Annotated in this window: 25 protein-coding genes; 19 read left to right on the forward strand and 6 right to left on the reverse strand. The window is 31.0% G+C overall.

From position 1 onward, the window contains the following. The first annotated feature begins 4 nt into the window (after positions 1 to 4). The 17 genes from KHA98_RS15995 to KHA98_RS16075 all read left to right on the forward strand — a co-directional run bounded on the left by KHA98_RS15995 (position 5) and on the right by KHA98_RS16075 (position 19,001). Entirely contained in the window at positions 5 to 859 is an 855-nt protein-coding gene (locus KHA98_RS15995; RefSeq protein ID WP_213258906.1) for a glycosyltransferase family 2 protein, read from the forward strand. A 5-nt stretch (positions 860 to 864) separates the two neighbouring features. Then, positions 865 to 1,764, forward strand: coding sequence for a glycosyltransferase family 2 protein (locus KHA98_RS16000; RefSeq protein WP_213258907.1), 900 nt, complete (start codon positions 865 to 867; stop codon positions 1,762 to 1,764). Between the two features lie 335 nt (positions 1,765 to 2,099). Next, on the forward strand, positions 2,100 to 3,029 hold the full coding sequence (locus tag KHA98_RS16005) for an NAD-dependent epimerase/dehydratase family protein (RefSeq protein WP_213258908.1): 930 nt from the start codon (positions 2,100 to 2,102) through the stop codon (positions 3,027 to 3,029). Further along, the gene (locus KHA98_RS16010; protein WP_213258909.1) at positions 3,013 to 4,038 is read left to right on the forward strand and encodes a glycosyltransferase family A protein; all 1,026 of its coding nucleotides are present in this window, start codon (positions 3,013 to 3,015) and stop codon (positions 4,036 to 4,038) included. The genes KHA98_RS16005 and KHA98_RS16010 overlap by 17 nt, the downstream gene beginning before the upstream one ends. Positions 4,039 to 4,041: 3 nt before the next feature. Further along, positions 4,042 to 5,154 carry a glycosyltransferase family 4 protein gene (locus tag KHA98_RS16015; RefSeq protein ID WP_213258910.1) on the forward strand — a complete coding sequence of 371 codons (1,113 nt, stop codon included), beginning with the start codon at positions 4,042 to 4,044 and terminating at the stop codon, positions 5,152 to 5,154. A gap of 149 nt (positions 5,155 to 5,303) precedes the next feature. Then, positions 5,304 to 6,305: an N-acetylneuraminate synthase family protein gene (locus KHA98_RS16020; RefSeq protein ID WP_213258911.1), complete on the forward strand. Its 1,002-nt coding sequence runs from the start codon at positions 5,304 to 5,306 to the stop codon at positions 6,303 to 6,305. Positions 6,306 to 6,366: 61 nt separating this feature from the next. Beyond that, positions 6,367 to 7,524, forward strand: a complete 1,158-nt coding sequence (gene neuC, locus KHA98_RS16025; RefSeq protein WP_213258912.1) for a UDP-N-acetylglucosamine 2-epimerase — start codon at positions 6,367 to 6,369, stop codon at positions 7,522 to 7,524. A gap of 1 nt (position 7,525) precedes the next feature. Next, entirely contained in the window at positions 7,526 to 8,218 is a 693-nt protein-coding gene (locus KHA98_RS16030; protein ID WP_213258913.1) for an acylneuraminate cytidylyltransferase family protein, read from the forward strand. A gap of 178 nt (positions 8,219 to 8,396) precedes the next feature. Continuing rightward, a complete protein-coding gene (locus KHA98_RS16035; RefSeq protein WP_213258914.1) occupies positions 8,397 to 9,830 on the forward strand; it encodes an MBOAT family O-acyltransferase in 1,434 nt (477 codons plus the stop codon). Next, a complete protein-coding gene (locus KHA98_RS16040) occupies positions 9,830 to 10,711 on the forward strand; it encodes a hypothetical protein (RefSeq protein WP_213258915.1) in 882 nt (293 codons plus the stop codon). Before KHA98_RS16035 ends, KHA98_RS16040 begins: the two co-directional genes overlap by 1 nt. Before the next feature lie 10 nt (positions 10,712 to 10,721). Beyond that, the gene (locus KHA98_RS16045) at positions 10,722 to 12,113 is read left to right on the forward strand and encodes a glycosyltransferase family protein (RefSeq protein WP_213258916.1); all 1,392 of its coding nucleotides are present in this window, start codon (positions 10,722 to 10,724) and stop codon (positions 12,111 to 12,113) included. 5 nt (positions 12,114 to 12,118) lie between these two features. After that, entirely contained in the window at positions 12,119 to 12,769 is a 651-nt protein-coding gene (locus KHA98_RS16050; protein WP_213258917.1) for a CatB-related O-acetyltransferase, read from the forward strand. Beyond that, positions 12,770 to 13,948: a glycosyltransferase family 4 protein gene (locus tag KHA98_RS16055; RefSeq protein WP_213258918.1), complete on the forward strand. Its 1,179-nt coding sequence runs from the start codon at positions 12,770 to 12,772 to the stop codon at positions 13,946 to 13,948. 63 nt (positions 13,949 to 14,011) lie between these two features. Beyond that, positions 14,012 to 15,127 carry a glycosyltransferase gene (locus tag KHA98_RS16060; protein WP_213258919.1) on the forward strand — a complete coding sequence of 372 codons (1,116 nt, stop codon included), beginning with the start codon at positions 14,012 to 14,014 and terminating at the stop codon, positions 15,125 to 15,127. Continuing rightward, positions 15,124 to 16,194 carry a glycosyltransferase gene (locus KHA98_RS16065; protein WP_213258920.1) on the forward strand — a complete coding sequence of 357 codons (1,071 nt, stop codon included), beginning with the start codon at positions 15,124 to 15,126 and terminating at the stop codon, positions 16,192 to 16,194. The genes KHA98_RS16060 and KHA98_RS16065 overlap by 4 nt, the downstream gene beginning before the upstream one ends. 4 nt (positions 16,195 to 16,198) lie before the next feature. Beyond that, on the forward strand, positions 16,199 to 17,548 hold the full coding sequence (locus KHA98_RS16070) for an O-antigen ligase family protein (RefSeq protein WP_213258921.1): 1,350 nt from the start codon (positions 16,199 to 16,201) through the stop codon (positions 17,546 to 17,548). A gap of 58 nt (positions 17,549 to 17,606) precedes the next feature. Further along, on the forward strand, positions 17,607 to 19,001 hold the full coding sequence (locus KHA98_RS16075; RefSeq protein WP_213258922.1) for a sugar transferase: 1,395 nt from the start codon (positions 17,607 to 17,609) through the stop codon (positions 18,999 to 19,001). Here KHA98_RS16075 and KHA98_RS16080 read toward each other — a convergent pair whose 3' ends face one another. Together KHA98_RS16080 and KHA98_RS16085 are read right to left on the reverse strand one after the other, a co-directional pair. Beyond that, entirely contained in the window at positions 19,002 to 20,138 is a 1,137-nt protein-coding gene (locus KHA98_RS16080; protein WP_213258923.1) for a lipoprotein N-acyltransferase Lnb domain-containing protein, read from the reverse strand. 37 nt (positions 20,139 to 20,175) lie between these two features. Further along, positions 20,176 to 21,243: a putative type IX sorting system protein PorV2 gene (locus KHA98_RS16085; RefSeq protein ID WP_455424127.1), complete on the reverse strand. Its 1,068-nt coding sequence runs from the start codon at positions 21,241 to 21,243 to the stop codon at positions 20,176 to 20,178. Between the two features lie 191 nt (positions 21,244 to 21,434). Between KHA98_RS16085 and KHA98_RS16090 the strand changes: the two genes are divergently transcribed. Beyond that, positions 21,435 to 22,145, forward strand: coding sequence for a CDP-alcohol phosphatidyltransferase family protein (locus tag KHA98_RS16090; protein WP_213258924.1), 711 nt, complete (start codon positions 21,435 to 21,437; stop codon positions 22,143 to 22,145). Between the two features lie 10 nt (positions 22,146 to 22,155). Then, complete coding sequence (locus KHA98_RS16095; protein WP_213258925.1) at positions 22,156 to 23,007, forward strand: glycoside hydrolase family 25 protein; 852 nt, start codon at positions 22,156 to 22,158, stop codon at positions 23,005 to 23,007. Between the two features lie 76 nt (positions 23,008 to 23,083). Here KHA98_RS16095 and lptB read toward each other — a convergent pair whose 3' ends face one another. The 4 genes from lptB to KHA98_RS16115 form a co-directional block, all read right to left on the reverse strand. After that, entirely contained in the window at positions 23,084 to 23,824 is a 741-nt protein-coding gene (gene lptB, locus KHA98_RS16100; protein ID WP_008464443.1) for an LPS export ABC transporter ATP-binding protein, read from the reverse strand. 140 nt (positions 23,825 to 23,964) lie between these two features. Further along, positions 23,965 to 24,315 carry a carboxymuconolactone decarboxylase family protein gene (locus KHA98_RS16105; RefSeq protein ID WP_213258926.1) on the reverse strand — a complete coding sequence of 117 codons (351 nt, stop codon included), beginning with the start codon at positions 24,313 to 24,315 and terminating at the stop codon, positions 23,965 to 23,967. Then, positions 24,308 to 25,123, reverse strand: a complete 816-nt coding sequence (gene tatC, locus KHA98_RS16110) for a twin-arginine translocase subunit TatC (RefSeq protein ID WP_213258927.1) — start codon at positions 25,121 to 25,123, stop codon at positions 24,308 to 24,310. Before tatC ends, KHA98_RS16105 begins: the two co-directional genes overlap by 8 nt. Continuing rightward, a complete protein-coding gene (locus KHA98_RS16115; RefSeq protein WP_213258928.1) occupies positions 25,123 to 26,088 on the reverse strand; it encodes a KpsF/GutQ family sugar-phosphate isomerase in 966 nt (321 codons plus the stop codon). Before KHA98_RS16115 ends, tatC begins: the two co-directional genes overlap by 1 nt. Positions 26,089 to 26,160: the final 72 nt, after the last annotated feature.

Consider the following 26,160-nt stretch of genomic DNA (forward strand, 5'->3'; position numbering starts at 1 on the left):
TTAAATGAAAATACAACCGTTAGTTTCAGTTATAATACCTTGTTATAATGATCATGAATTTATTCATGAAGCGATAAACTCAATTAATAATCAAGATTATAAAAATGTTGAGATTATTATCGTTGATGATGGATCTGACTTAAAAACAAAAGAAGTTTTAAAAAATATATCTCAAGAAAACATTCAAATATTTTCTCAAGAAAACTTAGGCCCTAGCACTGCGAGAAATAAGGCAATAAAAGAATCCAAAGGAGACTATTTCTTAACACTGGATGCTGATGATTATTTTGAACCCAGTTTTTTGTCAAAAAGTTTAAATATATTATTAGAAAAAGAATCTATAGGAATTGTAAGTTGTTGGTATAGATTAGTGAAAAATGGTATAATAAAGGAAGTTTGTAAATTAGAAGGAGGTGATATAAAGACCATAATTTTTAATAATGGAGCGAGTGGAAATTCATTATATAGAAAACAATGTTGGATTGATGTTGATGGTTATGATGAAAAAATGAGAGAGGGATTTGAAGATTGGGAATTTCATATACGAATTGTGGAATCAAATTGGAATATTTGTATTATTAAAGAGGAATTGTTTAATTATAGAGATAAAAATAATTCCAGAAATAAAAAAGCAAACAAATTATATCGAAAGTCATTGCATAGATACATTTATTTCAAGCACAAACATTTGTATATTGATAATTTTGAAGAAACGGTAGATTTGTTTTTAAATAAAATTGAAAAATTAGAAAGACGAGGTGTCTCTTTAAAAAATTCAAATGAATACAAATTAGGTAAGTTTGTATTAATTCCTTTACGTATTGTAAAGTTTTTTTACAGAAAATTAAAAAAAGACTAATATTAATGAATCTTTCGATCGTAATTCCATTTTATAAACTTACATTTTTTGAATCAACTCTAAAGTCATTATCCGAACAAACAGATAAACGATTTAAAGTTTATATTGGTGATGATGCAAGCCCGGAAGATCCTTCTGCTTTACTTGGAAAGTATGTAGGTAAATTTAATTTTACTTATCATCGTTTTGATACTAATTTAGGAGGAACGTCATTAACTCAACAATGGGAGCGTTGTATCGACCTTTCGGAAAATGAGGAATGGATTATGATTTTGGGGGATGATGATGTTTTAGATATTAATTTTGTCGAGGCATTTTATGAAAACATTGCTGAGGTTGTTAGTCATAAAATTTTAGTTATTCGCTATGCGACAATAAAAATTGATGAAAGCGGAAATTTTATATCCAATTTATATTGTCATCCTAAAATAGAGAACTCAGTAGATTTTATCTTTAGAAAAACCAGAAGTTCTTTAAGTGAATACATTTTTTTTAAGGATAAATTAATACGGGTTGGTTTTAAGAATTTTCCCCTTGGATGGCATTCAGATCAATTAGCAATTCTAGAAGTTTCCGATTTTAAAGATATTTTCACAATAAACCATGCGTTAGTTTTTATAAGACATTCATTTTTGAGTATTTCTGGAGCTCGTTCTAATCTTAAAATAAAAAGGATTGCAACAGTTAAGTATTTTTATTATCTGGCCAATTCAAAAAGAAAAAAATTTAATATTGAACAATCTCATTTGTTATTTAAAAATCTTAATAAGACTTATTTAAGTGATAAAAGAAATGTTTTTCTTTTTATTAAAATTTCTAATTTTTATTTGTCTAATTTTTTAGTGGGGCAATTTTATATTTTTATCAGCAGTATTTTTTTTAAAATTAGAAAATCTTTTAATTAATTTAATATTTTGAGAAATCGTATAAGTCGTTCAAATGATTATCGATTTATCGTAGTAGTACTATGTTAAGTACTTTTTATAATAACATAATATAAGGAACGATCTTAAAGAAAAGCAAATTAAATATGTTTTCTTTGAGAGATTGAATGAAATTATATTTCTTAGATCGATCAATTTCTAATAAAGGATTTTGGAAATTGTCTACATGCAAAAAACTATACTTGCTATATGAAATATTTTTAAAAACTAGATGCCAGAAGCTTTTTTAGAACTATAACAAGAAGAAAATATATTGAAATTGTCACAGAATTTGAAAATACAAATTTTATAAATAAATGAGAAGCATACTTATTACCGGAGGCGCTGGAAACGTTGGAAGCGCCATTGCAAGTAAATTAGCAGAAGATACGAGTAATTTTATTGTAATAGTAGATAATTTATCAACTGGGAATCTCAGTAAAATACCCAAGTGTGATAATATTGTTTTTATTAAAGCAGATGCCAATAACTACAATGATATTGTACCAATTTTTGGCAGATATAATTTTGACTTTGTGTTTCATTACGCTGCAGTCGTTGGTGTAAAAAGAACTCTCGCTAATCCTATTTTGGTTTTAAATGATATAGAAGGTATAAAAAATATACTTTCGCTTTCAAAAAATTCAGGTGTTAAAAGAGTATTTTATTCTAGTTCATCTGAAGTTTATGGAGAACCATTTGAAATTCCGCAAAATGAAAAAACAACACCACTTAATTCAAGGTTACCCTATGCGATAGTTAAAAATATTGGTGAGGCCTTTTTTAAATCCTATTTTCAGGAATATGGATTAGAATACACGATTTTTAGATTTTTTAATACTTATGGACCTAATCAAAGTGAGGATTTTGTGGTTCCAAGATTTATAAAAGCAGCAATTAAAAACGAACCAATTTATCTATATGGAGATGGTTTACAAACTCGCTCATTCTGTTACGTTCAGGATAACATAGATACTTGTATAAAAGCATTATATGAAGATAAATGTGTAAATGACGTACTGAATGTGGGAAGTGATACTGAAATGACCATTTTAGATTTAGCTAAACAAATTATTTTAATAGCAAACTCTCAGTCAGAAATTATTCATCTTCCGGCACTTGAAGAAGGGGACATGCTAAGAAGATGTCCTGATACAACAAAGATGAAAAAACTTTTAGGAAGAGACCTTGTTACTCTTGAAAATGGAATAAAAAAACTTATACAACATTATGAGAATAGGAATTAATCCTGAAAAAGAAAACAAAAAACTTATAATTGAAAATTATCATCGAATCATAGTTCCTGTTTATATACCTCATTTTGAAGGGTATTTTAATGAGTCATTTGAAATTTTCAAATTGTGTATAAGATCATTATTAAAGACAATTCATAAAAAAACAAGAATTACAATTTATAATAATAATTGTCATCCATTAGTAAAAGCTTTTATTGATGAAGAATTTGAAAAGACCATTTTTATTGATCAGGTTTTTCATTCTAAAGAAAATTTGGGAAAGATTAATGCAATTTTGGCAGCAGTAAAAGGTAATCTGGAGCCCCTAATAACAATTACCGATTCTGATGTTTTATTTAAACAAGGTTGGCAAGAAGCAGTGGAAGATATTTTTGTTAATTTTTCTGAGGCTGGAATGGTAAGTCCTGTCCCAAGTAGTAAAGCGCTTTCAAATTTTACTTCTAGTACTTGGTTTTATGGTTTTTTTAAGGGAAAATTAAGTTTTGAAAATGTTATTGATCCCGATGCGATGCATCGTTTTGATTTGAGTTTAGGTAATGAGACTCTAATGTACAAACCAATTCATTTGGAAAAATATCTAGTACTAAAAAATAAAAATAACTCAGGAAAAGCTGTTTTAGGTTGTGGTCATTTTGTAGCTACTCTTAAAAGAGACGTTTTTGACAAAGGTACAAGTGAACCAGCTTTTATAAAAATAGTTGGAGGAGTAGAAGCAAAATTTATCGATAGACCTAATAATAGTCTAGGTTATTTAAGACTTGCGACCATGGAAAATTATGCTTTTCATATGGGAAACAAAAAAGAACAATGGATGGATGGTATTATTTCTGATTTGAAACAGGAAGATTCAGAAGGTATTGATGTTAATAAAATAGAAGATAAAAAAATGGGCTTAATAGGAAGAAAATTAGGTTTGTTAATAGTACGTTTTGTTAATAATAAAAATACGCGTGGATTTATATTAAAAAGATTGGGCTTGCCAGATCCTTTAAATTACTAAAAAATGAATAATTTCCAATCTACTTGTAAAGTTGTTTTGATTTCTCAATTTCCAATACCCTATTCTAAAATAGGAAGCTGGACAACATTGTATAAAAATTATCTGCAAAATGATCATAAAATAGATGCCATAGTTTGTTCTAAACCATTGGTGCCTTTTGAAGGTGTAAAATATAGCTTTGTTAAGGTTAATTTTTTGCATAAACTGCAACGCAAATTTTTTGGAAAAAAGAAAGCTGAATATATTCAAGCCCTAGATAAATTAATATGTCAGGATCAAAAATATATTATTCAGTTAATAGATAATTATGGAATGGTTAAACCGCTTAAAAATTATCTAATTTCAAAAGGAATTGATAAGCAATGCTACATTCAATTTTTTTATCACGGTTTTCCACCATATATTCAAAAAGATGCGCAAAGGGATTTTTATGAAGTTATTGATGAATTGGTTTTACTGACCAATAACAGTTATCAAAAGCATAGAGAAGAGATTAGGATTCTACCTACTAATTGTTCTATATTATACAACGGAATTGATACTGAAAAATTTACTAAACTAACAAACATTGAAAAAAGTAAATTAAAAAAATCTCTTGGTTTTGGCGATAAAAAAGTTTTTGTTTGGTGTTCACAGGATAAACCAAAAAAAGGTTTAGATCTCATTCTGGAAGTTTGGAAAAGAATTTATAGAACGAACAAAAATATAATTTTATTGGTAATTGGTTGCGATCCAAGGGAAAGAACTGACGGGGTTGAATTCTTGGGCAAAATCCCTAACGATGAACTTCCAAAATATTATCAGGTTTCAGACTGTTATCTTTTTCCAACATTATATGAAGAGGGCTTTGGACTTAGTTTGATTGAAGCATTGCATTGTGGTGCACATTGTATTGCATCTGCAATGGGAGGTGTTTCTGAGGTACTACAAAATGGAAAATTTGGAAGTCTGATTAAGGACCCACATAATATTTCAGAATGGGAACAGGAAATAAATAATTTTTTAAACGGTAAATTTTTAGATACAGGATTGCCTCCCGATTTATATTCTACAAAAGCATGGAATGTTGGAATGAATAAAATTATTGAGGAAGCAAAGAAGAGATTGAATTATTAAATAAGAAGTTTAATATCATATTTAAGATACTTTTCCTAAATGGGAATGTTTATTCTTGAAATTAGATTCTTAGATTTTTTCAAGAAATAATTACTTTATAAAAAATTGGTTTTTGATAAATGCCAATAGACAACTTTAATTTATTCAACATGAAACCATTTATAATTGCCGAAGTTGGTCAGGCGCACGAAGGTAGTCTTGGAATTTTATATTCTTATATTGATGCCATTGCTCAAACTGGAGTCGATGCAATAAAATTTCAAATGCATATCGCCGAAGCAGAGAGTAGTGAGCACGAACCTTTCAGAGTAAAATTTTCTTTAGAAGATAATACAAGGTTTAACTATTGGAAACGTATGGGGTTTTCTTTAGAGCAATGGAAAGAGATCAAAAAATATTGTGATAGTGTAGGATTAGAGTTTCTTTGTTCTCCATTTAGTAATTTGGCCGTTGAATGGCTAGAGGAAATAGGTGTTCAAAAATATAAAATAGGATCAGGTGAAGTTAATAATTTTCTTATTTTAGAAAAAATTGCTCAAACTGGAAAGCCAGTTATATTGTCTTCCGGCATGAGTTCTTTTGATGAATTAGATAAAACTGTGGCATTTTTAAAAGAAAGAAATGTTGAATTTTCTATTTTGCAATGTACTACAGCATATCCTACTCAGCCTGAACAATATGGTTTAAATGTGATGCAGGAATTAAAAAACCGTTATAAGGCGCCGGTTGGTTTTTCAGATCATTCTGCAAAAATAGAAACTTGTATTGCGGCAACAGCTTTAGGAGCTAATATTTTAGAATTTCATGTTGTTTTCGACAGACGAATGTTTGGCCCGGACTCAAAATCTTCTTTGACAATTTTGGAAACCAGAGATTTAGTAATTTCGATTAAAAATATTGCCACTGCCATATCTAATCCAATAGATAAAAATAATAATGAAGCTTTTTCTTCGCTCAAACAGATATTTGAAAAATCATTAGCAGTAAATAAAGATTTGCCTAAAAATCATATTCTGACTTTTGATGATTTAGAATCAAAAAAACCAAAAGGTTTTGGAATAGATGCTTCTCAGTTTCAAAGTATAATTGGAAAAACTTTAAATAAAGATTTAAAGAAATGGGATTTTTTAAATGAAACCGATTTGTTATAAAATTGCGTTGTTTTATCATCCTCTTTTTACCTACATTTAGCCCAAGTTTAATAAAATAAAAATGCCAAAAAGAAAAATAGCTGTGGTTATCACGGCGCGTCCTTCTTATAGTCGTGTAAAAACAGTTTTATCTGCGATTCAGGAACATCCGGATTTGGAGCTGCAATTAATAATTGCCGCTTCAGCTTTATTGGATCGATATGGATCTGCTGTAAATTATATTGAAAAAGATGGTTTTGTTATCGCAGCAAAAGTATTTAATGTATTAGAAGGAGAAAATTTAACAGCAGCTGCAAAAACTACGGGAATTGGTATTCTGGAATTATCAACTGTTTTCGATAATCTAAAACCAGATATTGTAGTAACTGTTGCAGATCGTTTTGAAACTATGGCAACTGCAATCGCCGCATCTTATATGAATATCCCTTTGGCACATATTCAAGGGGGAGAAGTCACTGGAAATATTGATGAAAAAGTACGCCACGCTATAACAAAACTGGCAGATTATCATTTTGTAGCTTCAGAAAGTGCAAAGGAGAGAGTTATAAAATTGGGAGAAGATTCTAATATGGTTTTTAATACTGGATGTCCTTCTATTGATCTGGCTTCAGAAATACTAAATAGCAAAATACTTCCATTTGATCCTTATGAAAAATATGGTGGTGTTGGAGCAAAGCCTGATTTATCTCAAGGTTATTTGGTTGTAATGCAACATCCTGTTACAACAGAATATCAGGACTCAAGAAAACATATAGAAGTTACACTAGAAGCGATTTACAAATTAAACAAACCTACACTTTGGTTTTGGCCAAATGTTGATGCGGGAGCTGATGGAACTTCTACAGGGATACGTGCGTTTAGAGAACAACATCAATTACCCAATGTCCATTTTTTTAAAAATATGGAAGGAAAGGATTTTCTGCAATTGTTAAAACATAGTGATTGTTTAATTGGAAATTCAAGTGTTGGAATACGTGAATGTGCGTTTTTAGGTGTTCCGGTAATTAATATTGGATCCCGTCAAAATAGAAGAGATCGAGGAGGAAATAGTGTTGATGTTGATTATTCGCAGGAACAAATAGAAACTGCTATACTATCTTCTGTCCAGAAAGGAACGACGGCTTCATCTTCTATTTATGGAACTGGAACTGCAGGAGATAAAATTGCTCAATTGTTAGCTGAGGTGCCTTTGCAGTTTCATAAAACTATTGTCTATTAAAATGAGAGTTTTAGCTATAATTCCCGCTCGTGGAGGTTCAAAAGGTGTACCTGGTAAGAACATTAAAATACTAAATGGAAAACCATTATTAGCTTATACTTCAGAAATTGCATTACAATCTAAATATCTGACGGAAGTTATAGTTTCGACAGAAGATGAGCAAATTATTAAGATAGCAAAATCATTAGGAATTCTATTGCCCTTTGTCAGGCCAATGGAATTGGCTCAGGATAATACTCCAACTATTGATGTAATTATTCATGCGCTGCAATGGTATGAAAATCAAAATGTATTTTTTGATGCAGTTTGTCTTTTGCAAGTCACATGCCCTTTCAGAACGATTGAATTCCTGAACGAAGCAATCGAAAAGTTTATAGAAAAGGATACAGATTCTTTGGTTTCGGTTCTAAAAGTACCACATGAATACAATCCACACTGGACATTTGAAGAGAATGACGAAGGCAATTTAAAAATTGCTACAGGTGAAAAGCAAATTATTTCCAGAAGACAAGAACTCCCAACAGCATATCATCGAGATGGAAGCATTTATTTAACTAAAACAGAAGTTCTATTAAAAGAGCATTCTATATACGGAAAAAGCATCACTTTCATAGAATCGAATCCAGAGTTTCATGTAAATATTGATACAATGCAGGATTGGAAGAAAGCTGAAGAAGTAGCTCTGAAAAAATAGAGTAAGTTTCTGTATAGTTTATTAATCAGTAAGATAATAGTCTGTCAAATTTAAATTATTTAAAAATAAGCAGGAGTACAGTTTGATTAATTTGCAAAAGAATTAAAACCTCATTTTTCTAAAGAATAATTCCTTTCTTTGCCGCTCCAGAATCAAATGAAAATTATTAAAATACCGTATGTTTTTTAACTCCATAGCCTTCGCTATTTTTTTACCAATAGTCTTTTTTCTGTATTGGTTTGTTTTTAATAAAAATAAAAGCACTCAAAATGCTTTACTTATTGTTGCCAGTTATTACTTCTATTCGTGTTGGGATTGGAGATTTTTGTTTTTATTGGTTTTTTCTACTTTTCTGGATTATTACACAGGAATACAAATAGAGAAAGGGAAATCTGAAAAAAGCAGAAAATTTTGGTTTTGGCTAAGTATTTTAGTTAATTTAGGTTTTTTAGGAATCTTTAAATATTATAACTTTTTCGCATCCTCTTTCTCAGAATTGTTAAATTCTCTAGGCATTAAGGCAAGTCCAATTTTATTAAATGTAATATTACCGGTGGGTATTTCATTTTATACTTTTCATGGATTATCCTATGTTATTGATATATATTATAAAAGAATAAAAGCGGAATATAATTTTGTTGATTATTCACTTTTCGTGAGCTATTTTCCACTTTTAGTAGCCGGCCCTATCGAAAGAGCGACACATTTATTGCCTCAGGTAAAAGTAAAAAGAGAGTTTAATTTTCAGACTGCAAAAGAAGGTGTTTATCAAATAATCTGGGGACTTGTAAAAAAGGTCGTTATTGCAGATACTTGCGCAACATATGCCAATGCTATTTTTGATCACTATACAACAGTAAATTCTTTCTCGTTAATTCTAGGAGCTGTATATTTTGCATTTCAGATTTATGGCGATTTTTCGGGCTATTCAGATATAGCACTTGGAGTTTCAAAATTGTTTGGACTCGATTTATTGCGAAACTTTAATTATCCATATTTTTCAAGAGATATTGCCGAATTTTGGCGTAGATGGCATATTTCACTTTCTTCCTGGTTTCGTGATTATTTATATATTCCTTTAGGAGGAAGTAAAGGAGGACTCTGGATGAAAATTAGAAATACATTTATCATTTTTGTCGTGAGTGGCTTTTGGCATGGTGCTAATTGGACTTACCTTGCATGGGGATTTATAAATGCCGTTTATTTTCTACCATTGCTTTTGTCAAATAGTAATCGTAATAATATTGATTCAATTGAATTAAAATTTGATTTCGATTCCATAAAAGTATTGTGGAGTATAATCTTTACATTCTCGATAACTTGTATTGCCTGGGTTTTCTTTAGAGCGAAAAGCATTTCTGATGCTATTCTATATTTAAAACGAATTATAACGAACGGAGATTTTAGTTCGCAATATTTAGATAACGAGCGTTATAGCTATGAATTGTTACTTATGATTGGTCTTTTTGTTTTAGTCGAATGGAATTGCCGAAACAAAGTAGAGCCAATTTCAGGAAAAAGAGCATTACTGAAATTAGCTTTAGCCGTTATGGCTATTATGGCATTCGGAACCTTTTCAGATTATAAAGAATTTATATACTTTCAGTTTTAATGAAGAATTTTTTAATTTATTTAACCAAGATTGTTGCAATCATTGTTTTGATTGCTGTGGTTTTGGATGGACTTTATACTTATGTTTATTTGAAATCTAAAAACAGAGGAAAAATAGAAACTGTTTTTAATTCGAAAGCAAAGAAATATGATGTAGTTATTCTCGGATCTTCGCGTGCCAATAATCATTTTGTAGCAGAGATGTTTGAAGATAAAGGGCTAAAGACATTTAACTATGGAATGAGCGGAGGACATTTATTTGAAGCATCATTGTTGTTGAAATTAATGATTGAAAGAAAATATGAAATAAAAAACGTTATTCTGGAAGCAGATTTGAATCTTTCTAATGATAAAGAATCAGATGGTGTTTCGGCAAAGTTTTTACCTTATATTCATAACTCAGAAGTAATTAAAGAACATTTTTCAGTAGAGGATAATTTTAGGACATTATATTATATCCCTTTTTACAGATATGTAAAATTTGACAGTAAAATAGGTTTTAGAGAAGTTTATAAAATTGCCACTGGTGAGAAAACCAATGTGTTAGATAACTTAGGATATTACCCTTTACAAAAGCATAAAAACGGAAACATGAAAAACAATATTGTAAATCTAAATCCGTTGCCTCACAACAAATATTACGAGGAAATTAAAGAGACATGTAAAACCAATCACATTAATTTTATTGCTGTAATGACACCAATGTGTAAAAATGTAATTGGAATGAATTATTTTGATAAAGTAAAAAAGGCTTATCCAGAAATTCATAATTATGAAAATGTTGTAATTGAAGATAAGTATTTCTCATCCTGTGGGCATATGAATGATTCCGGATCAAAGATATTTACAGCAAGAATTTTAAAAGATTTTTTTAATAAATAGAAAATTTTTGATGAAGAAAAATAAAATTTTACTATTATTCCCTGATGGTGTTGGAATAAGAAATTACCTTTATTCAAACACGTTTACTAGTTTTGAAAAAGATTCTATTCTGTTTCATAATTTTGATATGGAAACAATTGCAGCTATAAAAAAAAATACTCCAATTGAAGAGGAAGTGACAATTCCCAGTTATAATGAGACGGTTAGTGAAAAGTTTTTAAGAGAATTAATCTGCCTTTCACGATTATATTACAATTATTCAAAAACAAATAATCCAAGTTTATTGACGAATTGGAACTGGAATCAAAAAACAGTTTCGAAAAAAGTGTTTTATAAAACAATTGAGTTTTTGGCTCCTTTTTTTAAAAAATATTCAAGTATTTTAAAACTTGAAATAAAATACCAAAAAACGATTCGTCGAAATCCATTTTATACTGAAGTTACAAATATTTTAAAGAAAACGAAGCCTGGTGTAGTATTTTGTTCTCATCAAAGAGCTTTAAAAGCTGCGACTATATTTGCTGCAGCAAGCGATTTAGGAATAAAAACTACTACAGTAATTTATTCATGGGATAATTTGCCCAAAGCCCGCATGGCTTTACGAGCAGATAAATATTTAGTTTGGTCAGATCACATGAAAAATGAAATGGCAATTTATTATCCTGAAATTAATAATAATCAGATTCAGGTTACAGGAACTCCTCAGTTTGAGTTTTATCAAAATCCGGATAATATTATCGATAAAGAGGTTTTTTATAAAAAATATAATTTAGATCTGAATAAAAAAATAATTTGTTTTTCTGGTGATGATACTAAAACATCTCCTGATGATCCAGGCTATCTAAAAGATATTGCAGAGGAAATTACAAAAGTAAATCTTCAGAATGATTTTCAGATATTATTAAGAAGATGCCCGGTAGATTTTTCAGGTAGATTTGATGAGGTAGTAAATCAGTATAGAGATCTAATAAAAGAAGCACCACCCTTATGGTATTTTAGTAAATCTAAAGAATGGAATGCTGTTTATCCTTCTATTGAAGATGTAAAATTACTAATTAGCACTGCTTATTATTCTGATATAGTGGTGAATGTAGGTTCTACAATGGCTTTTGATTTTGGAATGTTTAACAAACCTTGTGCATTTATTAATTATGATCAAAAGAATCAAGTAAATAGCGATTGGTCAGTTAAGACAATTTATCAATTTCAACATTTTAAAAGTATGCCTGATCAAAATGCTGTTATTTGGCTGAATAGTAAGGAAGAAGTTATTGAAAAGATTATTAATAAGAAAGGATGGAATTCAACAGATTATTTACATGAATGGTTTAACATAGTTGTTGGAGCTAAGGGGGCATCTGTTAATATTGCAAACACCTTAAAGACACCTCTACAAAAATAAACTATATGATCGAAAGTTTCAGAAAACTACTATGGCGTTTTTTAGGTATTAACTACCATACCTATTTAAAAGGCAGGAATCATACCTATTTAAGGGATGCGAAGTGGATTGAGGTTGGAGCTAAAACGTATGATAATGGAGCTTTTGTCTGGAGATGGTCTAATAATTCAACTTTAATAGTAGGGAAATATTGTTCAATAGCAAATGATGTGAATTTTATTTGTGATTCTGGATATCACACAGAAAGTCAAATAACGTCATTTCCTTTATTTCATGAAGTTTTAGAAAAGAAAGATGAGGTTATAATCAATAATGTTTCATTTATAGTTAGTGATATAAAAGATAGACTGCAACCGGAAAAAAGTAATATTAGGGTAGGTAATGATGTTTGGATAGGAATGAACGTAACTATTTTGCCAGGAGTGACTATCGGTAATGGAGTTACAATTTTGGCTGGCGCAGTAGTTTCAGATGATGTCCCTGATTATGCTATAATAGGGGGTGTTCCTTCAAAAATAATTAAATTTAAACACAATCAGGAAATTATTAATTCGTTAAATAAAATTAATTGGTGGGATTGGGAGGAAGAAAAAATTAAATCAAACGTTAATGACTTCTACTTGCCAATCGATATTTTCATTAAAAAATATTTATAAATGCACATCTGTTTTCTAACAAATGAATTTCCAAAAAAGGGATTTCCACATGGTGGAGTGGGAAGTTTTGTTAAGACATTAGCAACTGCACTAGTAAAACATAATATAAAAGTATCTGTTGTTGGAATCAATTATACTAGCAATGATGAAACAGAAGTTTTTGAAGGTATAAAGGTATTCAGATTAAAAAAACACACTGTTAAAGGACTTACGTGGTATTTTAATTCTAAAGAAATTAATGATAAAATCAGGGAAATTCACAAAAAAGATCCAATAGACATTATTGAGTCTCCTGAGCTTGGTTTTGCTTTTATCTCTAAAATAAAAGGGATTAAATATATTATTAGGCTTCATGGAGGACATCATTTTTTTGCTGAAAGCGAAAAAAGAAAAATCAATAGGTGGAAGGGATTTCAGGAAAAAAGATCCTTTAAAAAAAGCGATGCTTTTATTGCTGTTTCTAAGTTTGTAAAAGATCATACCGAAAAATACTTAAGTTATAATAATAAACCAGTTGTCTATATTAGTAATCCAATTAATACACACTTATTTAATCCAATAGATACAATTCTATCTGAAAATAAAATTGTTTTTGCAGGAACCGTTTGTGAAAAAAAGGGCATACGTCAATTGGTACAATCTTTTCCACTTGTAAAAAAAGAATTCCCCAAGGTAACTCTTGAAATTTATGGCAGAGACTGGTCTTTTTCAGATGGAAGTTCATATATCCAAATGTTAAAAGTTAAAGAACTACCCAAATTAGGAGAATTGGCAAATGACATCCATTTTCATGGAGCGATTTCATATAATGATATTCCACGAGCTTATTCAGAAGCTTCTGTATGTGTTTTTCCTTCACACATGGAAACGCAAGGGTTGGTAGCTCCGGAGGCTATGTCAATGAAAAAAGCAGTTGTTTTTACAAAATTAGGTCCCGGACCAGAAACAATAAAGGAATATGAAACTGGATTATTATGTGATCCGTATAATCCTGAAGATATTGCAGAGAAAATTATATGGGTATTTTCTAATAAAGAAGAGGCAAAAAAAGTAGGAGAGAGAGCAAGAGAATTTGTAATTCAGAAATATGGATTAGAAAATATCGTATGTCAAAACGCTCGTTTTTATGATCTGTTAATTTGCAAAAAAAACAAAAATAACTTCTTTGTTTCAAGTTGAAATTTAAATAAATAACTACTGATATTTAAAAGGAAATCAGATGTTTAATTAATTATATTTAAAATGAAATTCGCGATAATTACGCATGTAAATCATACTCAAAATAATGATGGTGTCTCAGGTTATGCACCTTATGTTCGTGAAATGAACATTTGGTTAAAAGATGCGGATGAAGTGATAATTGTTGCACCTTTAGCTACAGGCATTCCAACATTAATTGACATGCCATATAAGGGTAAAATAAATTTTTGGCAGGTATCGGCTTTTGATTTTATGAGTTTTAAAAATATATGGCTGTCAATTTTTAAGTTGCCTAAAATTTTCTGGGTTGTTTTTTTGGCGATGAAGAGAGCAGATCACGTACATTTAAGATGTCCTGGAAATATGGGGTTAATTGGATGCATTGTTCAAATCTTTTTTCCTCACAAGAAAAAAACTGCAAAATATGCCGGAAATTGGGATCCCCAGAGCAAGCAGCCATGGACATATAAACTTCAAAGAAAAATACTGAATAATACTTTCTTGACAAGAAATATGCAGGTTTTGGTATATGGAGATTGGATAAAACGATCAAAAAATATAAAACCATTTTTTACAGCGACTTATTCACAGGATGAAAAGGAAACAATTGAAAAAAGTAGTATCAATTTAGGAGCGGAGTTTATTTTTGTTGGAAGTTTAGTAAAAGGTAAAAACCCAATGTATGCTATAAAATTGGTGGAAAAGTTAGTGCAAAATGGAAGAAAAGTAGTTTTGAATTTATATGGAAATGGGGAGGAAAAACCTATTTTAGAAAATTATATAAAAGAGAATCAACTCGAAAAACTTGTCTTTTTGCACGGAAATCAAAATAAAGAAACCGTAAAAAAAGCATATCAAAAAAGTCATTTTGTTATCTTGCCTTCAAGAAGTGAAGGTTGGCCAAAAGCAGTAGCTGAAGGTATGTTTTGGGGGTGTGTTCCTCTATCTACAAATGTTTCCTGTATTCCTTACATGCTTGATTATGGAAAAAGGGGTATTTTGTTAAAAATGAATTTAGAACAGGATTTAGCACAAATTGTAAATCTACTTTTGAATGAAAATTGTTTTATGGAAAAGAGTAAAACAGCAATCGAATGGTCCCAAAAATTTACCATCGATGTTTTTGAGGAAGAAATTAAAAAGCTGCTAGTAAAATGAGAATTGTTCAGATAATAGATTCTTTAGAAGCTGGCGGAGCCGAGCGTATGGCAGTAAGCTATGCAAATTCGCTAGCAAAAAATATAGCTTTTTCGGGTTTGGTGGTTACTAGAAAAGAAGGAAAATTACTTTCACAAGTAGAGAAGAATGTTTCGTATTTATTTTTAAGGAAAAATAAAAAAATTGATTTTCTGGCTATTTTAAAATTAAGGGGTTATATTGTAAAAAATGAGGTAAATATAGTTCATGCACATAGTTCTTCTTTTTTTACAGCTGTTTTAGTAAAGCTAACATTGCCTAAACTTAAAATTGTCTGGCATGATCATTATGGATCCCGACCTAAGCAATCAAAAAAACAAAATCGTGTTTTAGTACTTTCTTCATTTTTTTTTTCTTCCATTTTTGTAGTCAATTTACAACTAAAGAAATGGAGTCAGAAAAACATGTTTTGTAAAAAAGTCTTTTTTATTCCAAATTTTGTCTCAGTAAAAAAGCACTATGAGAAAATTACTTATTTAAAAGGAAAGGAAGGAAGGCGTATTGTGTTTTTGGCAAATTTAAAAAAGCCAAAAAATCATATCGCGGTTCTTAGGTCTTTTAGTAATTTAAAATTGCAGGAAACAGATTGGAGCCTGCATTTAATTGGAAGAGATTATGATGATTCTTATTCTCAACTTTTAAAAGATTTTATAGAAAAAAAATCATTAGAAAAACATATACATTTGTACAGTGATAGAAATGATATTAAACATATCCTGTCTCAATGTTCAATAGGAGTTTTAGCTTCAACCGATGAAGGTTTTCCTGTAACCTTATTGGAATATGGTTTAGATGGTCTTGCAGTTGTATCAACAAACGTGGGATACTGTTCAGAGATCATCCAGGATAATAGTAACGGATTGTTATTTAATCCATTAAATCAATCAGAAATAGAGAATCAATTGATCAGATTAGTAGAAAATAAATCATTAAGAATCCAATTAGGATCTTGTTTTAAAGATACTGTTATTGAAAATTATTCAGAAGAGAAGGTGATAGAAAAACTGATTATGGCTTATAAAAAATAAATTAATGAAAAAAAAATCATTATCCTATAGTTTTCTTGTCCTGATACATGTAGTCATTGCTATAGTAATTTTTAGTGTACCGTTTTTGTCTAAAATTTATGCATTAATTATTCCTGTTTTTGGTCTTTTGATTACTGTGCGAAATAAAAATAGAAACAATGAAGTAATTCTTGTCTCAGCTTATTTGGTTGGAGTTGAGGTTTTTTTGCGAATGACAGGAGGTAATTTTAATAATGAATACATAAAATTTCTTGTTATTTTTTTTATGTTAATAGGTATGGTGTATAGCAATTTTTCAAAAAGGGCGCTTATTTTTGGTTTCTTTTTATTGCTATTAATTCCAGGAATTTTAGTTACCAGTGCTGTTGAAAATTTTAATTTAGATATTAAAAAAGCTATAATTTTTAATTTATCGGGTCCTATTTGTTTGGCAGTTGCATCAATGTATATGTTAAAGAAGAGATTAACATTTTTGAATTTGCAAAATGTCTTAATAACAATGGGATTGCCTATAGTTACAACTGTTACTTACTTATTTTTGTTTAATCCTAGTGTGAAAGATGTTGTAAGAGGAACAACTTCGAACTTTGCAACTTCTGGAGGTTTTGGCCCTAATCAGGTTTCAACTATTTTAGGATTGGGAATGTTTATTTTCTTTACACAATTGATTTTGTTTTCAAAATCAAAAAAGGAAATTGTCTTAAATGGGGTATTATTAATTTTTATTTCTTACAGAGCTGTAGTAACTTTTTCTCGAGGAGGTGTTATAACAGGCGTGGCAATGATATTATTATTATTGTTTCTGTTATATTGTTTTTCAAATAGCAAAGGAAAGAGTAAAATTAGTTTTGTTGCCGTTTTAAGCGGTTTGATTGCAATAGGAGTCTGGGGTTACAGTTCTTTACAAACAAGAGGCCTGATTGAAAAACGTTATGCAAATCAGGACGCAAAAGGAAGAGTGAAAAAAGATCGTTTAGGAGGAAGAGAAGCAATCATTGGTTCAGACTTAGATGCATTTTTAAGTAATCCTGTATTAGGTATTGGTCCTGGATTGGGGAAAGAAATGAGGAAAGAGACACTTGGTTCTGCTACTGCTGCGCATAGTGAAATTTCACGTATGCTTAGCGAGCATGGTTTATTTGGAATCTTTGGTTTACTTATACTATTAATAACTCCTTTTACGCTGTATATAAATAACCCTCAACATTTGTACTTTTTATCTTTTTATTTTTTTTGGCTCCTAACTATAAATCATGCTGCTATGCGTATCGCTGCACCGGCATTTGTATATGCACTAGCACTTCTTTCTGTACAGGTTAAAATTCCCGAAAAAGCAGAAAATTCACTCGAGTAATATCTTTTTTTTTATGATACATTTGTCCCCAATCAAAGAGCTTAAAAAAACAGACTACATGGTTTCCAATAAGAAAATGCACTTCGAAATTTCGGAAAGAAAAATACTGCTCCGAATATTTGATGCGGCTTTTATTTTGTCAGGTCTGTATATGTTAAGCACCCTGTTTAATTATCAGTATTTTGTTCTAGATTCCGCCCATTTTTTTAGACCACTTTTGTTAATTGCCTACATTCTCATTTTTGGTGTAATTTTCGAAATGTATAACCTTCAGGTTTCAAGTAATCAGTTTCAAATTCTGCGAAGTGTGATTTTTACAGTCACAACGTCGGTATTGGTTTATTTGTTTACACCAATATTATCTCCCGAACTGCCTAAACAGCGTTTAGTTATTTTAATTTTTTATTTTACTATTTTAGGAGCACTGCTACTTTGGCGATTTTTTTATGCTGTTTTCCTGGCTTCACATCGTTTCTCTCAAAGTGTGGTTTTAATTTGTGATCAGGATCAGGTAGAAGAGTTAGTCTTAGGGCTTGAAAATGTCGATCCGCATTATAAAATTGTTGGCTTTGTAAATTCAGATTCAGTTTCTGTAGAAGATCCTAAGTTTCATTATGTAAAAGAGATCAAAAAAGATGATTTGGAAGCATTCGTAAGTACGAATTACGTTTCAGAAATTATAATTGCTTCTCGAAAAACAGACGGAATCACTGCGGATTTGTATCAGCAGTTATTACATTTATTGGAGTCCGGAAACATAATTAGAGAATATACTCAGGTCTATGAAAATAAAACACAACGTATTCCTGTACATCGCATAGAACGTGATTTTTATCGCTTTTTTCCATTCAGTCGCAGTAATAGTAATAAGCTGTATTTGATTTTAATACGTTTCTTTGAACTGGTTTTTTGTTCTGTGGGTTTAGTTATTTGTGCGCTTTTCATCCCCCTAATTTTGATTGGTAATCTTATTGGGAACAAAGGAACTTTGTTCTATACTCAGGAACGCGTGGGTAAGCACGGAGCAGTTTTTAAGATTTATAAGTTTAGAACTATGGTTGAAAACTCTGAAGCAAACGGAATTGTTTTTGCAACTTCAAATGATAAACGGGTGACGCCTTTTGGTAAATTTATGCGTAAATCAAGATTAGATGAATTTCCGCAGTTTATCAACATTATAAAGGGCGATATGGCAATTATTGGTCCGAGACCTGAGCGACCATTTTTTGTTGAAGAGATTGCCCAAGTTATGCCTTTCTATGAAACCCGCCATGTTATTAAACCAGGTTTGACAGGTTGGGCTCAGGTTAATTATTCTTATGGAGAATCTATAGCAGAAAGTTTAGTGAAACTTCAATATGATTTGTATTATATTAAACACCGAAGTGTTTTTCTTGACTTGAACATTGTTTTCAAAACCTTTACAACCGTTTTGTTTTATCGCGGCCAATAATTAGATAATAATCGGAATACGTTTTTTGTTTCTCAGTGCTACTCTTACTAAAACAAATCCGCTTGTAATTATCATCGGTAATACAATAAAGAAGTGTGCTTTGTTGATTAAAACAAAAATATAAACTACGAGGAATAGTAAATGTAAAACGGCAAATCGATACGTCCATCTTTTGTTTTTCAGAATCGAAAGAATTAGCAAAATCAATAAAAGCGGACTAAAAAGCAGAACGTTATAATTCATTGCCAATTCGTGATGAAAAGAATAAAATCCAACCGAAACAAAAAAGATTCCCATTAAGGATAAGATGAAAAGATATATTTTATCTACAATTTTGTTGTGAGCTAAAATCACGAATCCTAATATAACAATATAAGTATAAATATTATTCCACCATGAAGTTGGTGTTTCTTTTTCGAAACTTAAAAGAGTTTGACTTTTCTCTGCCAATGGATGATTTTGAAAAGTAGTTTTTTCTAAACTATTTTTTAATTCAAAAGGCAAAAATATCTTAGTGCCCAATTGATCGACTTTCGTTCCGAATATTATACTAGTTCCTAATTGATCGTAAAAATGACCATTAAAATAAGGAAACAGAATAGAACGATACGTTTTATCTTTTTCTTCTATTTTAGTAATTACACCTCCATTTAAAGTTTTATTGATAATATCCACGACCATTGAAGTACAGTTTTTATCAATAAATTTATAAGTATAATATCGATCCTCAGAAAGTAAAGTGGCATTCAAATTATCAAAAAGCTTTTGTTTTGAATCTTGAGGAATTATAAGTTCTTGTTCAAAAACGCTTCTTTTCTCGTAATTATATTCATTCATGAAATCTGCAAACGGATGAACCACTACAAAATACTGTAAATCACCTTTTGCGAACTTGGCAACAAAATTGGGTGTTCTAAAATCGAAAGCTCCATAATTATAAACCAAATCAATGTTGTTTGCAGTATCTGCGACACGTATGGCAGTGTGGCCAAAATAAGAATAAGTCTCATTACCAAGACCACAAGTGATAACACTTATTTTAGTATCTTTAGAAAGTGGTAAATTTTGGCTAAAACCAATAAAACTTAGTAATAATAGTAAATAAAAAAGTGTGTTTTTGAAAATGACAGTTTTCATAATTTAAAATTTTAAGAAGTTTAATTGGGTTGTAATATTATCTAAAGATACCTAAATCTACTTTTAAAGAAAAAATATTAGAATATAAAGCTGCACTTTGATTTCCTAAATCAGTTAAAGCATAATCAACCTGAATACCTTTGTATTTAAATCCTAATCCAATATTAGGCTGAAAATTTACTTTTTCGGTATTGTCAAGCTGAGTTACATTCTGGAAATTTCCTGCTCCAGCTCTTAAGAATACAAGATCAGTATAGCCAAATTCAAAACCTATAGCAGGATCAATACTAACTGCTTTTGTAGAAATAATATCGTTTGTCTGCTCAAAACGCATATTTAAATTTGTAGCAACTAACAGACTATAATCATAATGGAAATCGAATTTTTTTGAAACTCCCAATTGTGCTTTTGGTAAAGTAATCTCGGTACTTTCGGGTAATGTATTGTTTTCGCCAGGAATAGCATTTGCAATCTTAGCATATTCCTTTTCATCAATATTCCACACATTATAAGTTGTAGTAATATCACGAAGCATCAAGCCAAATTTCCAGTCATTTCGCTCAAACTGAAGACCAAAATCAAAACCGAAACCCCACGAATTGGCAAACTTTCCAATAATTCTTCGGATTACTTTGGCGTTTATCCCATATTGAAAGCCTTCTACAGGTAGCTTTCTGGCGTATGAAAAGGTAAAACCATAATCTGCGGTCGAGAATAAGCTTATTCGGTTATAATCGATATTTCCCTGGCTGTCGATTAATTGAGTGGTATCCATAATGTCATCCACACCAAAACGAATCATCGAAATTCCCCATGCACTACGATCATCAATCGGACTTGCGTATCCTATATAATCGTATTGCGCAATATTGGCGAAATAATTCGCGTGCATTAATGAAATTTGATGATCTTCAAGATTAGTTAAACCTGCAGGATTCCAATATACAGAATTGACATCGTTTGTAGAAGCAACAACGGCACTGGACATTCCTAATGCTGCCGCGTCAACACCAATATTCATAAACTCATTCGAATATTTTCGAACGGTTTGTGCATACTGTGCAGTAAAACTCCAAAATAATAATAACGTAAAAAGTTTCTTCAACGGACTTTTTTTTGCTGATTGAGGCAGGTTTTTAATTTTTACCAAAAATATAATATTTTACTCAGCTAATTTGTCCCTTTTTAGAAATATTACAAAAGTCAGGAATTCAAATAAAAAACTCTTATAAAAACACAATTTACATGCAGTTATTATGCTAAATTTGTTCCTTACCATTATCAAAAATTATAAAGATGAATATCAAAAAACACATTCCTAATTTAATTACCTTAATTAATCTTTTTTGTGGCTGTGTAGCCGTTGTTTTTATTTCTGAAGCCAATTACGAAATGGCTTTTTACATGGTTTGCTTAGGAATCTTTTTTGATTTTTTTGATGGTTTTTTTGCCAGATTATTCAAAGTTTCAAGCCCGTTGGGTTTGCAATTAGACTCTTTGGCCGATATGGTTACTAGCGGAGTTGCTCCGGGTTATGTAATGTATACCATGTTTGCGAATAGCGGGCATCAACTTGGAACCAATCCTGTTATTCCATTTATAGGATTTATTGTGACTTTGGGTTCTTGTTATCGTTTAGCTAATTTTAATATTGATACGCGACAAACAGATTCGTTTATTGGTCTGCCAACACCGGCAAGTTCATTGTTTATGTTGAGTTTGCCTTTGGTTTTGAAATTTTCAGACTCTTTAATGTTACTTGAAATTTTAACGAACCAATGGGTTTTATTAGTGATTACATTAGGTAGCGCTTATATTATGAATGCTGAAATTCCGTTATTTTCTTTAAAATTTAAAAAGTTTACTTTTAAAGATAATCTATTGCAGATTGTGTTTTTGGCAATTTCTTTTCTTTGCCTTTTATTGCTTCAGTTTGGTGCAATTCCTGTGATAATTATTATTTACATATTATTATCGATCATAAATAATATGTTTCTGAAAAAGTAGTTGTATTCGAATGGCAAGAAAAACCACAAGACGAACTTCATATTCCCGCAAATCTGAACCTTCTTTTTTTAGGAAGGTGATCCGATTTATTGTATTCTCCTTTTTTGCGGTGTTAATTTTAGGGATAATTTATCATTATCGTGCCGGATTAGCTTATTACCTGGGTTTTAAATCAGAGAAAGTTCTTGATGAAGACGAAGTAGATAAACATCTTTCTGATGTTCGAAATATTCGGGTTCTGGAAAATCACAAAGGGAAAGTGGTCGGAATCGATGTATCTGAATTTCAGGGAAAAGTTGATTGGGATGAAGTTGAAATCCTTGACGAGAAATATCCTGTAAAATTTGTTTTCATCAGAGCAACTGCTGGAAATGATCGTGTGGACAGACAATTTAAAAAGAATTGGGAAGGAGCAAAAGAAAACAAAATCATGCGTGGCGCTTATCATTATTATCGCCCAAATGAAAATTCTATAGAACAAGCAGATCTTTTTATTAAAACGGTAAAATTGCAAAAAGGAGATTTGCCACCAGTTTTAGATATTGAAAAATTACCCAAAAATCAACCTTTAGACAGTTTAAAGAAAGGTTTGAAACGTTGGTTAACAAAAGTTGAAAAACATTATCAGGTACGTCCGATAATTTATTCGGGAGAAAGATATTATGCCGATTTTTTAAAAGAAGAATTTGGCGAATATTTATTCTGGATTGCCAATTATAATTTTTACAGAGAAAAAATCGAAGATGACTGGCTGTTTTGGCAGTTTACAGAAAAAGCGTCGCTGCCGGGAATAAAACATCGTGTTGACGTGAATATCTACAATGGTGATTTAGAACAATTGCAGTTTATTACTGTTGAGTAGAGTTGGCAGTGTTCAGGTTTTTAGTAGTCAGTCAGTATAAACTGAACACTAAAAATCTGAACACTGAACACTTTATTTAGAATTCAAGTTTCTTTTTACGAAGCTCGAAGTTTTGTCCCAGATATACACGGCGAACCATTTCATCTTCAACCAATTCTTCCGGAACTCCGGCTTTCAGGATTCCTCCTTCAAACATCAAATACGTTTTATCTGTAATTGCCAAAGTTTCCTGAACGTTGTGATCGGTAATAAGAATTCCGATATTTTTGTTTTTTAGTTGTGCTACAATTCGCTGAATATCTTCAACTGCAACAGGGTCAACTCCGGCGAAAGGCTCATCCAACAAGATAAATTTTGGATCGGTTGCCAAAGCACGTGCGATTTCCGTACGACGACGTTCTCCTCCGGAAAGTAAATCGCCTCGGTTAGTACGAATATGCTCTAAACTAAATTCTTCAATTAAGCTTTCCATCTTAGCAATTTGAGCTTCTTTAGAAAGTTTAGTTAATTGTAAAACACTTAAAATGTTGTCTTCGATGCTTAGTTTTCTAAAAACAGAAGCTTCTTGTGCTAAATACCCAATTCCTTGCTGAGCACGTTTATACATTGGGTAATCGGTAATGTTTAGATCGTCAAGAAAAATGTTTCCCTGATTCGGTTTTACCAATCCTACAATCATATAAAAAGAGGTTGTTTTTCCGGCACCATTTGGCCCCAGAAGCCCAACGATTTCCCCTTGATTAACTTCAACAGAAATTCCTTTTACAACACTACGGCCTTTATAGGTTTTGATTAAATTATCGGCTCTTAGCTTCATTTTTTTTAATTAGATAATGTGTCAATTTGATAATGAGATAATTATTATCTCTGATGGGCAAAATAAGATAAAATAAATTAATCAATTAAACCAATTAACATAACATGTAGAATTATCTAATTGACTAATTATCACATTTTCTAATTGCCGCTCTCTTCAAGAGCTTCCCAAAACTCGTAAGCTCTTCTTAAATGAGGAATTACAATTGTTCCTCCAACCAAAGTTGCGATTCCCATTGCTTCCATCATTTCTTCTTTAGTAACGCCTTCTTTGTGACTTGTTTCTAAGTGGTATTTTACACAATCATCACATCTTAAAACTGCAGATGCAACTAGTCCTAGAAGTTCTTTCGTTTTTACATCAAGAGCTCCTGGCGCATATGCATTAGTGTCAAGGTTAAAAATTCGCTTTACAATTTTGTTATTGTCAGCTAATAATTTCTCGTTCATTTTAGAACGATAGTCGTTAAATTCTTGTACGATATCAGACATTTTCTTTTATTTTATTTCTGTAGACAATCTTCGAAATCAGGATACTCACTTCGTAAATTATTAACATTGGGATTGCTACAATAGTTTGACTTACTACATCTGGAGGTGTTACGATTGCGGCAATAATTAAAATAATTACCACTGCGTATTTCCAGTATTTTCTTAAGAAGGTTGGCGTAACCAGACCTAATTTGGTTAAAAAATAGATAGCAATTGGTAATTCAAAAAATATAGCACTACCAAGAATACTTGTTTTAACCATTCCCATATAGGATTCAAGTGTAAATTGATTTTTTACAACATCACTTACAGAGAAAGTTGCAACGAAATTTACAGACATCGGAATCACAACATAATACCCAAATAATACTCCTAAAAAGAAAAGTAATGAAGAAGTGAAGATAAAAGTTTTTGCATTTTTGCGTTCTTTCTCGTACAAAGCAGGACTAATAAACTTCCAGATTTCCCATAAAATATAAGGGAAACTTAAAATGAAACCTGCCAAAAGACACATCCACACAAATATGTTTACTTGTCCTTCCATTTCGGTATTCTGAATAATGAAATTCAGTTCGGTGATACATATGCTATCTGCAAATCCTAATTGGTGTGATAAATCACAGAACCATACATAAGTAAAAAATGTAGGTCTTATTGGTCCTAAAATAATTTGATCAAACAAATAATCACTCACAAAATAAGTAACAAATGCCATAATACATATTGCAATTGTACTTCTAACTAATAACCATCTTAATTCTTCAAGATGGTCTAAAAATGACATCTCGCCAAGGTTTTTCTTTGCCATTATACGATTCCTTCTTTTAAAATGTCATGTAAATGTAATACTCCTTTATATTCGCCATTGTCCGCAACAATAAGCTGTGTTATTGAGAAATCTTCTAAAATATTTAAGGCTTCAACTGCCATAGTTTCAGAAGAAACTAATTTTGGATTTTTCGACATAATATCCCTTGCAGTTAAGTCCGCAATAGTATCTACGTCGTTTAGCATTCTTCGGATGTCTCCATCAGTAATAATTCCGATAATTTTTTCATTTTCAATAACGGCTGTTACGCCTAATCTTTTTTCTGAGATTTCAAAAATCACCTTTTTAACCGAAGTTTCCGGAGTAACTTGAGGCTTTAGCGAATGCTCGATCATGTCTTTTACACGAAGCAATAATTTTTTGCCCAATGCTCCTCCAGGATGATAGATTGCAAAATCTTCAGGTTTAAAATCGCGCATTTCCATTAAACAAACCGCCAATGCATCACCCATTACTAGTTGAGCAGTTGTACTGTTTGTTGGAGCAAGATTTATAGGACAAGCCTCGATTTCAACAGTAGTATTCAAAACATAGTCAGAACCTTTAGCTAAAAAGGAAGTGATGTTTCCGGTCATTCCAATTAAAATGTTTCCAAAGCGTTTTAATAGCGGAACTAAAACTTTTATTTCCGGACTATTTCCACTTTTTGAAATGCAGATAATGATATCGTCATTTTGTATCATTCCCAAATCTCCGTGAATCGCTTCTGAAGCATGCAGGAACATCGATGGGGTTCCCGTTGAGTTAAAAGTAGCAACCATTTTTTGAGCAATAATTGCGCTTTTTCCTATTCCTGTAACGATCAATCGGCCTTTAGTTTCGTAGATGCGCTGTGTGGCCTCGTAGAAATTTTCATCAAGAAAATCAATTAATTTTGTAATCGCCTCACTTTCAGATAGTATTGTTTTTTTGGCAATCGCCAATATATTTTCTTTTGTGATCAAAACAGAATATTTAAAATTTGTATGTATAAAAGAAAGTTGTATCTTTATGTGTTGCAAATTTATACAAAAATA

The sequence above is a fragment of the Flavobacterium branchiicola genome (assembly GCF_018383905.1).
GTDB classification, from domain to species: Bacteria; Bacteroidota; Bacteroidia; order Flavobacteriales; family Flavobacteriaceae; genus Flavobacterium; species Flavobacterium branchiicola.